The 13,724-nt window shown below is 63.1% G+C and carries 12 protein-coding genes and 1 tRNA gene; 3 read left to right on the plus strand and 10 right to left on the minus strand.

The window, feature by feature from the left end; all coding sequences use genetic code 11:
- Positions 1-53: 53 nt before the first annotated feature.
- Positions 54-683, minus strand: a complete 630-nt coding sequence (locus ACTS2Z_RS02385) for a peptidylprolyl isomerase (protein ID WP_442571635.1) — start codon at positions 681-683, stop codon at positions 54-56.
- A gap of 264 nt (positions 684-947) precedes the next feature.
- On the opposite strand from ACTS2Z_RS02385, the gene ACTS2Z_RS02390 reads away from it, so the two are divergent.
- Together ACTS2Z_RS02390 and ACTS2Z_RS02395 are read left to right on the plus strand one after the other, a co-directional pair.
- Entirely contained in the window at positions 948-2,129 is a 1,182-nt protein-coding gene (locus tag ACTS2Z_RS02390) for a bifunctional chorismate mutase/prephenate dehydratase (protein WP_442571636.1), read from the plus strand.
- Between the two features lie 75 nt (positions 2,130-2,204).
- Positions 2,205-2,280 (plus strand) — tRNA-Val (locus ACTS2Z_RS02395).
- A 21-nt stretch (positions 2,281-2,301) separates the two neighbouring features.
- Here ACTS2Z_RS02395 and ACTS2Z_RS02400 read toward each other — a convergent pair.
- Positions 2,302-3,009, minus strand: coding sequence for a sugar transferase (locus ACTS2Z_RS02400; protein WP_442571637.1), 708 nt, complete (start codon positions 3,007-3,009; stop codon positions 2,302-2,304).
- A gap of 179 nt (positions 3,010-3,188) precedes the next feature.
- Here ACTS2Z_RS02400 and nusG point away from each other — a divergent pair, with 179 nt between their 5' ends.
- Entirely contained in the window at positions 3,189-3,695 is a 507-nt protein-coding gene (nusG, locus tag ACTS2Z_RS02405; protein ID WP_442571638.1) for a transcription termination/antitermination protein NusG, read from the plus strand.
- Here the strand turns inward: nusG and ACTS2Z_RS02410 are convergent.
- The 8 genes from ACTS2Z_RS02410 to ACTS2Z_RS02445 all read right to left on the minus strand — a co-directional run bounded on the left by ACTS2Z_RS02410 (position 3,679) and on the right by ACTS2Z_RS02445 (position 13,378).
- Entirely contained in the window at positions 3,679-4,950 is a 1,272-nt protein-coding gene (locus ACTS2Z_RS02410) for a glycosyltransferase family 4 protein (RefSeq protein ID WP_442571639.1), read from the minus strand. The two genes, nusG and ACTS2Z_RS02410, sit on opposite strands and share 17 nt — an antisense overlap.
- A gap of 3 nt (positions 4,951-4,953) precedes the next feature.
- Entirely contained in the window at positions 4,954-6,519 is a 1,566-nt protein-coding gene (locus tag ACTS2Z_RS02415) for a heparinase II/III family protein (RefSeq protein ID WP_442571640.1), read from the minus strand.
- 161 nt (positions 6,520-6,680) lie between these two features.
- Positions 6,681-7,493 (minus strand): formyltransferase family protein, encoded by an 813-nt coding sequence (locus tag ACTS2Z_RS02420; protein ID WP_442571641.1) that lies wholly within the window; start codon positions 7,491-7,493, stop codon positions 6,681-6,683.
- Positions 7,490-8,593: a hypothetical protein gene (locus ACTS2Z_RS02425; protein WP_442571642.1), complete on the minus strand. Its 1,104-nt coding sequence runs from the start codon at positions 8,591-8,593 to the stop codon at positions 7,490-7,492. Before ACTS2Z_RS02425 ends, ACTS2Z_RS02420 begins: the two co-directional genes overlap by 4 nt.
- Positions 8,590-9,681 (minus strand): non-hydrolyzing UDP-N-acetylglucosamine 2-epimerase, encoded by a 1,092-nt coding sequence (gene wecB, locus ACTS2Z_RS02430; protein WP_442571643.1) that lies wholly within the window; start codon positions 9,679-9,681, stop codon positions 8,590-8,592. The genes ACTS2Z_RS02425 and wecB overlap by 4 nt, the downstream gene beginning before the upstream one ends.
- Positions 9,675-10,403: a methyltransferase domain-containing protein gene (locus tag ACTS2Z_RS02435; RefSeq protein WP_442571644.1), complete on the minus strand. Its 729-nt coding sequence runs from the start codon at positions 10,401-10,403 to the stop codon at positions 9,675-9,677. The genes wecB and ACTS2Z_RS02435 overlap by 7 nt, the downstream gene beginning before the upstream one ends.
- Positions 10,403-12,526: a bi-domain-containing oxidoreductase gene (locus tag ACTS2Z_RS02440; protein WP_442571645.1), complete on the minus strand. Its 2,124-nt coding sequence runs from the start codon at positions 12,524-12,526 to the stop codon at positions 10,403-10,405. Before ACTS2Z_RS02440 ends, ACTS2Z_RS02435 begins: the two co-directional genes overlap by 1 nt.
- Positions 12,527-12,562: 36 nt before the next feature.
- The gene (locus tag ACTS2Z_RS02445; RefSeq protein ID WP_442571646.1) at positions 12,563-13,378 is read right to left on the minus strand and encodes a class I SAM-dependent methyltransferase; all 816 of its coding nucleotides are present in this window, start codon (positions 13,376-13,378) and stop codon (positions 12,563-12,565) included.
- Positions 13,379-13,724 lie beyond the last annotated feature (346 nt).

Raw genomic sequence — 13,724 nt, forward strand, 5'->3', positions numbered from 1 at the left:
CAGCAAGAAGCCCCGGCCATTGGCCGGGGCTTTTTTGTGATCCGTTCGACGGTCTAGTCGCTGGTGATGCGCACGCTTTCTATCCGAACGGGATCCACGATGAATTGCGGATACTGGAAATCGGCTGGAGCGGCTTCGAGGCCTGTCGGTTGGGCCGCGATCGCTTCGACCACCTCCATGCCGGACGTGACCTGACCAAACACGGCATAGCCTGCCTCGTCGGGATTGCGCCGGCCGGGACCGGAATCAAGACCGGGATAGTCATCCACCATGATGAAGAACTCGGTGGTGGCGGTGCCGGGCTCGTTGCGCGCCATCGAAATCGCGCCGCGCACATGGGAGAGGCCGGTTTCTCCGGTCGGCTCGTGCGCGATACCTTCGGCTTCGGGCAAGCCATCAAACCCGTACCCGCCCTGGATCAGATGCATCGGCTCGACCTCAGGGCGGTCATTGTCGGGCCGGACAGCCCGGTAGAATGAACCGCCATCGAGATGACCGGCACGCGCATGTTCGATGAAGTTGGCCACCGTGACCGGCGCGGCATCGGGATAAAGCTCGAGGGCAATCACGCCGAGCGATGTTGTTATTTCTGCGGTAACAGTGCCGCTTGCACGGCTCTCGTCATCGGCCGGTGAACACGCGGCAAGCAGGCAGCTCGCCAGCACGATTGCGGTACGGATCATTGTCGGTCCCCTTATGACAGCCAGGCCACAGCGTTTCACGGGCAGCCATCAATGCCAAGCGTGTTGCCAAAGGACCGTTGACCCGTCGGCATTTCGTGCTCACAGTGGCGGTATGAGCAAGCGCAGCATTTTTGCCACCCGCTATTATTTCGGCCTCTTTACCGGGGGCGGGTGAAGTCTGCGCGCACATTCTTGAGCCAGACAGATTTCACGGCCCCCTCCACCAAACCGGACGGGGCCGTTTTCATTTCGGGGACGAAGACCATGACCAGCCAGAATGACAATCGCTCAGAGGAACGTTCAAGCCTGCGTCAGGCCATCGACGCGGCCGATGCCAATCTCGTCCGCACGCTTGTCGAGCGCCGGCGTCTGGCAGAGGCGCTGGGCGCGCTGAAAGCCGGTGAGGGCGCTCTGGTTCGCGATGTCGAACGCGAACGCGCCGTGCTGGACCGGGCGGTTGCGCTTGGCCGGGAAGAGGGGCTGGACGAGGCCTTTGTCGAAAAGCTGTTCCAGCTGATCATTGATGACTCGCTGCGCCGCCAGCGTGCAGGCCTTGATGCCCGTGTGCGCAATGCGACGCTGAACGAGGCGAAGGTCGCCTATCTGGGCGGGCCGGGCAGCTATAGCCAGTTTGCGGCAGATGCCCACTTCGCCGGGCGCTATTCGGCTGTCATGCCGGTTATCCAGCGCGAGTTTGCGGGGATTTTCGAGGCGGTTGAAAAAGGTGAGGCCGATTACGGCTTTGCCCCGATCGAGAACACGACGACCGGCGGCATTGTGGAGGTCTATGATCTCTTGCGCGATACGCGCCTGAAGATCGCGGGCGAGCACCACTACAAGGTAGAGCACTGCATTGTCGGCAAGGCGCATGATCTGGGCAGCGTCCGCACGGTGCTCGGCCATCCGCAGGCCCTGCGCCAGTCACAGCGTTTCTTTGCCCGCCACCCGGAACTGAAGACGCGGGCCGTCAGCTCCTCCACCGAAGCGCTCAACGAGGCGCTGACGGGCAAGCCCGATATCGCTGCCGTTGCCGGGCGCGACGCCGCGCGCCTGTTTGGCCTCAACATCATTGATGCCAGCGCCTCTGATCATCCGGAAAACTATACGCGCTTTGTTGCTCTGGCTCAGGATCCCAAGCCGGCTTCGCCCCTGCTGCCGTGCAAGACTTCGCTGGTGATCGTGACGTCAGATGAGGCTGGGTCGCTGGTCAGCGCCCTTGATGGCTTCCGCCGCGAAGGGGTGAGCCTGACCAAGCTGGAAAGCCGGCCCATTGCCGGCAAACCCTGGCAGCAGATGTTCTTCCTCGATCTTGATGGCCATGAAAGCCATCCGAATGTCGCGCGGGCGCTGGAAACACTGCACCGCTATGCTGTCTCGGTGCATTCGTTCGGCTCCTACGGCTCCGACCGGTTGCAACCGGCGCAGCGCGCCGCCAGAAGCGGATGAGCATCCCGTGCATCTGTCATGACAGTGAGACGATTGCCGAGCCGTTCGGCGGCGGCTAAACAGCTTTGCCTGGATGGGTGGTTAGCTCAGCTGGTAGAGCAACTCGTTTACACCGAGTAGGTCGGCGGTTCGACCCCGTCACCACCCACCATGAAACTGCGGGTTGGCGGGCCTAGAGCACGCCGCTGCGTGACAGGACGACGCGAACGGTCTTCGCCAGTATCCCGGCATCCATCCTCCACGACCAGTTGCGGGCGTAGAATGCGTCATAATGTGCCTTGCGGCGCGGGGTGACGAAGTTGCGGCCATTCACCTGGGCAAGCCCGGTCAGGCCGGGCCGGGCGCGTGCATTGCCCAGCAGCATCTTGCGCTGCGCGAGGGCAGGATCATCGAGCAGCAGGGGGCGAGGGCCCACCAGGCTCATCTTGCCCGTCAGAACGGTGAAGAGCTGGGGCAGTTCATCAATGCTCAGCCTGCGGAGAATCTGGCCCGTCGGGGTGAGGCTGTCAGCGGCATCCGCAAACTGCTCGCGTGGCTGGAGCGGGGCACCGACCCGCATCGTGCGGAATTTCGGCATCAGGAAGGTTCGCCCGCACCCGTCATCGCGCTCCGACCAGAACAGGACCGGTCCCCGGCTGGACAGCTTTACCAGTGCCGCGACCAGAAGCAGCGGAATTGCCAGGGCCACAAGCCCGGTCAGCGATATGACGATGTCGAAAGCGCGTTTCCCGCGACCACCTGCATAGAGTGCACGGCATGAAGCATAGGCGGCATCCGGGTGGGAAACGGAACGGGTCAGACGGGAAGAACCGAGTGCTTCAGCTTGCATGACAAGCCGGGAGCCGGTCTCGTGTCCGACCAGAAATGGTTCCTTGTCCATACAAGCGCCCCGGGCGACCTCTCGGTCCAACTGGTATGCGCTTCCCGGTTGAACGGGGCAACCGCTCCGCGTCCTGCGCCCGCTGATTCGCCAATCAGGATCGGTTTTGCCAATGAAGTGTTGCTTTTGCGTAACGTTTGGTTAACCCCTGAGTGTGGGGCCTCCAGTAAAGTAGAGCGATGAAGCGCTGGTATCTTGTGCATACACAGCCCAGGCGAGAGTTCCTGGCGGGTGAGCATCTCGAGCGGCAGGGCTTTTGTGTCTTCCTGCCCTGGGTATGGCGCACTGTGCGTCACGCGCGCCGTCTGAGCGAGGCCAGAACGCCGCTATTTCCCGGATACCTTTTTGCCGGTTTCGACCCTGAGACGGCTCGCTGGCGTTCGATTGACGGTACGACCGGCGTTGTGCGTCTGGTCAAGGCTGGTGGTCTGCCTCAGCCTGCCCCGATGGGCCTGGTGGAAACACTCCACTCTGCCTGTGACGAAGACGGAGCATTTGTGCGCGGGCTCGAAGCGTTGAGCGCAGGTCAGCGCGTGCGCATCCTCGACGGACCTTTCGCCGGTGAGCTGGCCGATATTCTTGAATTGCGCAGTGCGGACCGCATCCGGATTCTTCTGTCTCTGATGGAGTCCCAGGTGCGGCTTGAGGTGCCCGCCGGGAAGGTCAGCATCATTCCTCAGAAATAGGCCCGGCCCCGCTACCAGCATGGCGGCTTGGTCCGGCAGTTTCGCGCAGGATGCCCAGCATGTCGGCCGCAAGGTTTGCACGGTCATATCGGGCCGCGGCGGCAAGGCCGGCTTCGCGGTAACTCGCAAGCGTTTCCGGCTCTGCAACGAGCCGGGTCAGGCGCTGCGCCAGTTCGCCAGCATTCTCGGGTTCGAAGGTTTCACCCACTTTCTCTCGGCGCACGATATCGGCGGACTCGCCTTCCACCCCGTGCAGCACTGGCACGCCCATGGCCATGCATTCGAAGAGCTTTGAGGGAATGACGGTAGTAAATAGCGGATCCCGCTTCAGATGGATGATCGAAACATCCAGAAGTCCCCAGTAGGACGGCACCGCATCCTTGGGGACACTGTCGAGGAATACTATGTTGTTCAACCCCAGCTCATCGGCGCGCTGACGCAAATGAGCCTTGCGGGCCCCATCACCCAGAAGCACGATGCGGACATGGCGGGTGGCGGTCTGCTCCTGCAAGAGGGCGGCAGCATCGAGCAGCGTCTCCAGACCATGGGCGAGGCCATGCGTCCCCACATAGCCGGCGACAAAACAGCCCTCCAGACCGAGTGAGGCCGCGAGGGCCGGTGACCCGCCAGCAGGGCGGAAGCGAGACAGATCCGCCCCGTTGGTGACAACCGACATGCGCGACGCATCAATGCCGCGTTCTGCAAGTTCGGCCCGGAAGGCATGGGTGACGGTGACGATGTGGCTGGCGCGGCGGTAGAGGAACATCTCGATCCGCTCCAGCACAGAGAGTACGGGGCCGTCCGATATGGCGCCGACAGCCTTGATCGAGGCCGGCCAGATGTCGCGCAGTTCGAACACCCAAGGACGGCGGCGCAAGAGGCTGACGAGAAATGCGCCCATCGCCGTAAAGAATTGCGGGGAAGTCCCGACAATGACGTCGATATTCCGGACGCTGAACGAGGCGAGGAACGCTGAGACCATGAAGCTCACATAGTCCAGTGTCCGCTTGTAGAAGCCCTCATTGGCGGTGATGTAGGTCCAGACCCGGATGACGGTGATGCCGTCTAGTTCCTCTGTGCTGCGCAAGCGATTGCGATAGCCGTCAAACACCTTGCCCTTGGGAAAGTTCGGCGCGCAGGTGATCACCGTCACTTTCGCGCCCGCCTTCACCCATTCACGCGCATGCTCGAACGTGCGGCTGGCCGGCGCATTGACCTCGGGCGGAAAATTGTCGGTGAGGAAGAGTATGTGCATGGTCTATCCGGGTTTCCCGTCCGGCGCGGCTTCGCTTGCCGAGGCCCCAGTCACGACGCGCAACGCAAAGCCCCATTCACCTGGAACGACACCGTAATCCAGTACCAGCTGGCGTGTCGCGATCTCTACCCCGAAATCCGGCCACCAGGGTTGGTTCTCGATGCGCACCTTGGCGCCTCCGGCTTCGAGGTGGCATTCGATAGCTCCGCTTTTCAGGCGCAAGCGCCCGTCTGCCTCCCGTTCGATGCTGACATCCGGGTGCAGCAGGAGACGGGCAAGGGCTCTCTGGCCATCCCCGCCCGTGACAATATCCCTGACGCTGATGATGCCATCCCGGCTGGCGGTCAGCGTCCGGCGATGAACGGGATTGCCGGGCAGGTGACGAAAGCCGGAATGCCCGGCATCTACGATCAAAACGCCGTTTTCGGTGTCCGCACGATGCACGGACACGTCCGGGCGGCGGCCCAGCCGGAAGGCGGACCAGAACTCGCCCTGATCTTCGTCGTCCAGTGTCAGCGTGTTGTGCGCAACGGTTGCGCGGGCGTGATCGCGCCTTGAGCCCGGATTGTATTCGTAGACACCCGTATCGACGATGAGACGGCGCCCGCCCGCGGAGAGTTCAAAGGCGAAGACATCCCCGTGTGCATGGGCAGGAAGCCCGTCCGGACCGAGCCGTCCCGCGTCATACACAAGCAGAAAATCCGGCGTACGCAGAACATGATAGCCTGCCGACGTGTAGTGACTAACCGCGCGGGCGGTCACGGTTTTCTCCGTTATCTCCTCATAGGTGCGCAGCAGGGCCGATGCCGGGACGGTCATGTTCAGCCCGCCATCATTGAAGAGCGACACCTGGCTGTCCGGATGCGTGAAATCCGCGACGATCTGCGCCATCGCCTCCAGCCTGACCAGGAGGCGATCCCGCACTGCGCCCGGTGCCATCAGCCGCCAGCAATCAAGCAGGTCACCGAAGACCTGATTGTGATAGGCGGGCGACAGTTCGCAATGGAAGCCGTCAGCAAGGATCTGGCGTTCCAGTTCGCGCTCCAGCAGACTTATGCCGGTCTGGCCCGCCCGTGCACCTAGCGGGGTATCCAGAAACCGCGCACACCAGAGAAGCGCGCGTATGTTCTTGATGATGTGATTGCCGCCAATATCCAGTTCCAGATTGGCGAGAAGGAAGCGGGCCTGTTCGGCAATTGACGCAGCGAGGCGGTCCTTGAACGGGGCGTCCAGTGTTCCCTGCCGCCGCTGGAACTCGCCCATCCAGGCGACCAGCCGGATCGACATGGCATAGCTGTTCCAGCTGTCCAGCCAGTATCCCGGGCCATAGGGCCGGTTCTGCTCGATCCAGTCAGATACCAGTGCTGTGAAGGCCGGGTCATCGAGCTGATGGGCGTAATCGAAATAATGCAGGTTCAGCTTCCACAGCCGCGTGCCGGTATTGAGTGCCTCATCGTGCCAGTCGATAGGCAAGGCATACTCGCGGGTCTCGTTGAGGAAGGTGAACGCGTATCGGCCGGGCTGTGCGGTGACGCTGCCATGTGCGCAGGGCAGGAACGGGGCTGGCAAATCCTCCTGAAGCGCAGGGGGCGGGGCAGAGGAAGGCGCTCGCAGACTTTCAAATCGCGCAGCCAGCCGGCAAAAGGCGCGTCTCTTCCCCATCAGGGCTGCCCGGTGAAAGAGCTGGGAGGCCGGGGTATGGCGGATCGTGCGCAGGAAGCGGCGCGAGATCATCGGCGCTTTGACAAGGATTGCTGTTGCCGGATCAGGTCCGGCAGTTTCGCCGTCAGCAACTCGCGCAAGGCAGGAGCCAGAACAAAGCACTGCCGGTGTACGGCGCTGTTTCGCTCGACCGCTTGCGGTTCATGCCCCGACAGCAAAGCCGGAACATGGCGGGTCATGCCCTCGATGCCGGCGACGACGCACCGCTCGCGGAGCATGTCGACCGTATCGCCTGACTGCGCCCGGACCGGGATGCGTTCCAGTTGCGGTCCGGTATCAATTCCCTCGTCGATCAGGTGCATCGTGACTGACAGGGGTTCACCCAGCAGCAATGACCACTCGCAGGCATTCATGCCGCGAATGGCAGGCAGCGGGCCGGAATGCGCATTGAGGATACGCCGCCTTGCCGCCTCGATCAGCGAGCGGCGCAAGATGCCGCCGCCGGTGTAGACGGTGACACCGGGATCAAGCTCGGCGATGGCGCGGGTCGCTGAATCCGAATTGATGTCTGTCACGCTGATGCAGCGGACATCCCATCGCGCGGCCCACGCGCGCAAGGAGCGGTCTTCATCCAGTCCCGATGCAGCCAGATATTCCTGCAAAGGCGATTTTTCCGGCTTTGCCGCTGCGTTGCCGCCGCGCAGATAGCCGAGGATAGCCCCCAGGCCCCGGCTTCGCAGGATTGACCGGATACGGGTCATGCTGACCGGGTAGGCGATTACAATGAGGCTGGGCGCCATTGCGGCCCGGCGAAGGTTTTCGGCGATGGCAATGGCGTGCGGTGCGCGGTCATACCCGGCAATCAGGACCACCGGTTTCACCGCGCGGCTTCCTGCTCAAGCCGGTCACTCAGCATCATGAGGGCGTCTGCGTGGTATTTCGCGGCCCAGTTGGGATAGCGCATGAACATGTAGCGCCCCCAGAGCGGCGAGGAGCCCGCCACAGCGCCGCGAATGCCGGCAGACCCGCCGCCAATCGTCTGGCGTGCGCAGACCTGGTCGACCAGCTTGGCAGCGCTGTTGACCAGCCGCAGGTCCGGCTCTCTTTGCTCCACTCGCAGAAGGCAAAGCGCCGTCTGGACATTGCCCGTCAGGCAGGAATACCAGCGCACAGCGCTCCAGTCGTCGCCATAGGCACCGGGCAGAAGGCCATTGCGCAGCTCGCTTTGACGGTTGAGTTTTTCCAGTGCCGCCATGCAGGGCGCACCGTAATCATCCCAGCGGTCCAGCATAAAGGCGCTCTCGATAAAGCCCCTCAGCGTATAGGCAATTGTGTGGGTGAAGGCCGGGCGGCCTTCATCAAACCCCCAGCCGGCGATGACGCCGTTATCGAGCCTGCGTTCCAGAATGCGGTCGAGCACCCTGACGGCGCCGTCGCGTATCGCCGCCTCGCCGGTAATGGACCAGACCTGCAACATGGGCGAAGCGACCTGCGCGTAATAGCTGGGGTTTACCCCTTCGCGGTAATTGCCAACGTGCCAGCAACCATCCTCGCCCAGCGTGCCGGCTAGCCAGCCTGCGCCTCTGGAGGCTGCTTCGCGCCATCGGGCCTCGTCCGTTTCACGTGCCAGCGCCGTCATGCCTTCAAGTATCTGGGCGGTGTTGAACACGCTGGGGGTCAGGCTTGCACCCTTGCGCAGGACGCCGCCCGGCCACCAGCCCTCGCCGTCCTGCAGGGTCAGGAGCCATTCGCCAATCCGTATCGCGTTGTCCCGCAAAGACGGATCATCCAGAGCTTTCGCAGCGTCGAGCAGCGTCGGGATGATGTAACCGCTGGTTTCAGGGTAGGGCGGTGACCAGCCCCGCAGCGGCGAATAATGCGCCGCAGAGCCGCCACCCGGCCGGATGGAGCGAACGAGCCAGTCTGCCGTCTCGCGCAGGTGCTCCCGGTAGTGACGGGTCGCATTGAGGGTCACGCTCATGCCAGCAGGGTCTCCAGCGCGGCGACAATGCGCGGCGCTGTCTGGCCATCCCAGAGCGGCGGGATGGCACCTGTCTTCCACTTGCCTTCAAACAGTGGTGCAAGGGCTGGGGCGAGTGCGGCGGGGTCGGTGCCGATGAGGGCATTGGTGCCCATCTCGACGGTTTCAGGCCGCTCGGTAGAGTCGCGCAAAGTCAGGCACGGCACACCAAGGACGGTCGTTTCCTCTGTGATGCCGCCGGAATCGGTAATGACAGCGCGGGCGTGCTTTACCAGCCAGATGAATTGCAGATAGGGCTGCGGATCAACGAGGTGGAAGCTCGCCGGCGCTGCGCCCACCGCTTCCAGCGTGCGGGCCGTACGCGGGTGAACCGGAAAGATCACGGGCGCGCCGCGCGTGGCATCGGCGATCGCCGCCAGCAGGCGGGCAAACCCGTCCCCGCGATCCACATTGCCGGGCCGGTGCAGGGTGGTGACGAAATAGCCGCCGGGCACAAGGTCTGCAGCGTCGAAGAAGTCGGGCTTCTGCAAATCCTCCATGTGGTGGAGAAGCGTGTCGATCATGGTGTTGCCGACGAAATGGACCTGATCGGGCCGCGCGCCCGTCTTGAGCAAGTGTTCGTTGGCGCGTTTCGACGTGGTGAAATACCAGTCCGAGAGGCTGTCGGTGACGATCCTGTTGACCTCTTCGGGCATGGTGATGTCGCCAGAGCGAATGCCCGCCTCGACATGGGCAACCCGGACGCCCAGCTTTTTCGCGGCAATGGTACAGGCCATGGTGGAGTTCACATCGCCCACGACGAGGCAGAGGGCGCTTCGAGCCTCCATCAGCAGCTTCTCATAGCGCACCATTATCGCGCCGGTCTGTTCGGCCTGGGTGCCGGACCCAACCTCCAGATTGACGTCCGGCGCAGGAATGCCCAGCTGGGTGAAAAAATCGCCCGACATGCGCGCATCATAATGCTGGCCGGTATGGACAAGCCGGTAGGTCAGCGGGCCGCCTTGCGCCTTGCGTGCCTCCAGGGCACGGATGATCGGCGCAATCTTCATGAAGTTGGGACGTGCGCCGGCGATAATGTCGATCAGCACGGGCGCTCTCCGTTCGGCTTTCTCAGGCGGGCAATCAGGACGATGCGCAGCCCTTCCAGCAGGCTGCCGGTATTGACGAGCCGTTCATAGGCGAGGCCTGCGACATAGGTCACAGGCGAAATGCGCAAGTATTCGGGCCGGCCCTCGACAAGCTCGATGGCTTCGACATCAAAGCCTGCGCCCTTGGCGAGGCGCCGGACCTGGCCACGCGAATTGGCCAGATAACGCGTCGGGAAGGTGTCGACTTCCGCGCGGCCGCGCAGCCTGTTCACCCACTGGTGAAACCCGTGCGGGGTAAGGCGGGCAATCACCGGCATGTAGTGATTGCGGTTGGGTGTCTTGAACAGAAGGATACCGCCCGGCTTCAGCACCCGGAAAATCTCGGCAAAGACCGCCTCCGGCGCGTCGAGATGCTCCATTACATTGTCGGCAAAGGCGAGATCGAAGCGGTTGTCTTCGTAGGGTATGCCGCTGGCATCCGATACCCGCCCCTCGTCGAGATAGGGGTTGTCCGTGACACGCGGATCCAGATCGACGCCGCAGACATGCCGGGCAAGGCCGCGAAAATTCATCATTTCCACAATTCCGGCGCCAGCGCCGACATCAAGGATCTCCGCGTCCGCCGGCAGCGCGGCAAGGATGCGTTCTCGAAACAGGGTGTCATCCCAGTTGTTCGCTAGGTCCGGATAGAAAGTCCGGTCCATCCAGGACACGAGGCCCATCAGCCTGCCCCTCGCGCGATCTCGATCGTAGCGCGGCTGACCTCAAACAGTTCGCTGCGGGCAATCGGTGCCGCTTCGCCCTTGCCAATCGCGTCAACGAAGGCGGCGGCAAGTGCTTCGGCGCCCTTGTTCTGGCCTCGCCCGCCCATGCGCGAAAAGCCCGGCCAGCCCCATCCCTTCAGAACACGGAAATTGTCCAGTTGCAGGATGCGTCCGGCAGTAAACACTTCCACGCGTTCCTTGGCGAACGCCTTGTGTCCGTTGGAAAGGTAATGGATCGTTCCGGTGGAGCCGTCGGCAAAGCTGAGGCCTATGCTCACCGTGTCAGGATTGCCGTGGAGGGCACCCTGGCCTTGCAGGGTGAGCGCCTGTGTCCCGGAAATTGGGTAGCCTGCCAGATGACGGGCAAGGTCGATGAAGTGACAGGCCTCGCCAATGATGCGTCCGCCGCCCACTGCGGTGTCATGAATCCAGTGATCTGCCGGAATGGCTCCGGCATTGACCGAGATGACAATGCTTTTCGGCTGATCGACCGTATCGAGCAGCGATTTCATCTTGCGGACATGCGGCGCGAAGCGGCGGTTGAAGCCGACCATCAGATGCTGACCGGGGCGGCCTTCAGCTTCGGCTTCGATCTCGGCCAGTTCGTCGAGCGTCAGGCAGAGCGGCTTCTCGCAGAAAACGTGCTTGCCCGCGCGCAAGGCGGCAAGGACCTGTCCGGCATGGGCGTCGTGGCGTGTGGCAACCACGACCGTGTTGATCGTCTCGTCGGCGAAGATCGCGGCACTGTCTGTGACCGCCTGGCGAAAGCCGAACTTGCGCCCGAAATGCACCGCGCTGACACCGCCGGCGCTCGCGAGCGCGAGCATGTCTGCACCGGCCTTCGCGAACGCGGGGATCAGCACGCGGCTGGCATAGTTGCCAGCTCCCAGAAAGCCGGCCCGCACGGCGCCGGGGGCGGCGTTTCCTGCTGGCGCCAGCGTCACGCTACGGGCAGGGCGAGCGCTGTCTTCGCTGGCACCTTGCGGATACTCCAGCACGATCCCGAGTGAGGCTTCAGACGATGTCAGGAGCGACATCGCCTCGACGCCTTGCTCGATCGTGAAGCGGTGGCTTGTAAGCGAAGCGGTGTCGATCGCACCGGCGGCCATCAGGTCCAGCACGGCCTCAAAATTGCGTTGTTCGGTCCAGCGGACAAAGCCTATCGGGTAGTCCTGTCCGCCTTCCTCGTAAGCCGGGTCATAGCGGCCCGGACCATAGGAGCAGGAGACCTGGAAGCTCAGCTCCTTTTCGTAGAAATCAGCCCGGCTGAGCTCCAGCCCCGTGACCCCGACCATGACGATGCGTCCGCGCTTGCGGCACATGCGGGCGGCCTGTGAGACCGGCTCGCTGCTGCGGGTGGAGGCGGTGATCAGCACGGCATCGACGCCGCGGCCGCGTGAAAACTCCATTGCCTTCGCAATGACATCGCTGCCGTCCGAGGCGTTGGCGGTCTCGGCGCCAAAGCGTTGCGCGAGCGCCAGCCGGGACGGGTCAGGATCGATGCCAAGAACCCGGCAGCCCTGAGCGCGCAACATCTGGACGGTGAGAAGCCCGATCAGGCCCAGCCCCGTCACAACCACGCATTCACCGAGCGTTGGATTGGCAAGACGAATGCCTTGCAGGCCGATGGCGCCCAGTACCGTGAAAGCCGCCATCTCGTCGCTGACCGTGTCGGGTACGCGCGCGCACAGATTTTGCGGAACACTGACGATTTCGGCGTGCTTGCCGTTGGAGACGACCCGGTCGCCCACTGTGAAACCCGCCGCGCGGCTTTCGATGACGCGGCCGACATTGCAATAACCAGGTGCAATCGGCTGGTCGAGCTTGGTGCGGACGGCTTCCAGTGTGGCCGAAAGCCCGTCTGCGCGGACCTTCTCCAGCACCATCTTCACCTTGTCGGGTTGCTGGCGTGCCTTGTCGATCAGATTGGCCTTGCCGAACTCCAGAAGCATGCGCTCCGTCCCCGCAGACACAAGCGAACGCGAGGTGCGGACCAGCACCTGCGTGCGGCCAGCAGCCGGAGCAGGCACGTCAGCGATCTCGATCTCGCCGGATTTGAGGGACTGGAGGAGCTGTTTCATGACGGGGCCGGTGGCCGGACTTTCAAAGGGATCAGACTATTTTCGTGCACGGATCAGCATGAACAGGCCGGCAGCGGGCAGCAAGCGGCGGATGAGCCCGCGGGGCCAGATTTTCCGGGCCAGTGACAGAAACGCGCCGCGATGGCGCTGTCCGGCTTCCGATTCCAGCAAATCCCCATGGGTCAGGACGGTTTCGATACTCACATCCTCGAATGCGGCAAACATCGTGCGCGCTTCTTCAACGGTATAGGCCTTGGTGCCGGGGCTTTCGAGGTGGTGTGCGTATAGATATTCGAGGCTACGCCATGGGCGGCCTGCCAGAAGGCCATAGCGCAGCCAGAGCATCAGCCCGATCATGCTCCACGTATGGTAAATCATGACCCGTGCCTCACCACCTTTGCGAAGGACGCGGTGAACCTCTGCAATCGCACGGGGTGTGTCGGGGCTATGGTGGAGCACGCCCCACGAATATACGACATCGAACCGGTCGCCCGGAAAATCCAGCGCCTCGGCATCTCCCACTGACAGGTTCGAGACGAGCCCTGCCTGTCCAAGGCGGTCGCGCGTCATCTCGATGGCGCGAGGCGTCAGATCAATCCCGTGCAAGACTGCGCCCGCACGGGCAAACTGCTCGTGATCAGCCCCGAGCCCGACACCGATCTCGAGGACCTCCAGTCCGCAGGAATTTTCGAAGCCTGCAAAGCCGGGGATGTAGGGCTCCAGCCGGTAGCGTTCCCGTGCCTGCTCGTCATAGGCCTCTCGGCTTGTATCCGTCAGCAGCAGGGCCTCGCCGCAGGCCGCTTCGTTCCAGAAGTCGTGCACCTGCTGCTTGGTGTCGTCAGTAGAGCTCACAGGCCTGTTGCTCCCCTATCATCCATCGAGGCCGGGTTGGTAGTGCCACGCGAGATCGTGTCGCCCGCGCGGATGGGTGGAGAGGTTGGAGACCTGTCCACGAGGCGGCTGGCGCAGGATGGCTTTCCTGCCAAGGTGGCGGGCAGGACAATCCGGCTGATCCGGCGTGCTGTCAAACTCTGGGCGATCCCGGCAAAGAGGAAGCCCCTGTGAGCACAGACAATCTCGCCCTGCCTTACATCATGCCCGCGCAGGCCCAGAAGCACGTTACCCATAACGAGGCGCTGCGCAGGCTTGATGCGCTCGTGCAGATCGGTGTCGTTAGCCGTACCGTGACGGCTCCGCC

The sequence above is a fragment of the Glycocaulis sp. genome, assembly GCF_052168375.1.
Taxonomy (GTDB): Bacteria; Pseudomonadota; Alphaproteobacteria; order Caulobacterales; family Maricaulaceae; genus Glycocaulis.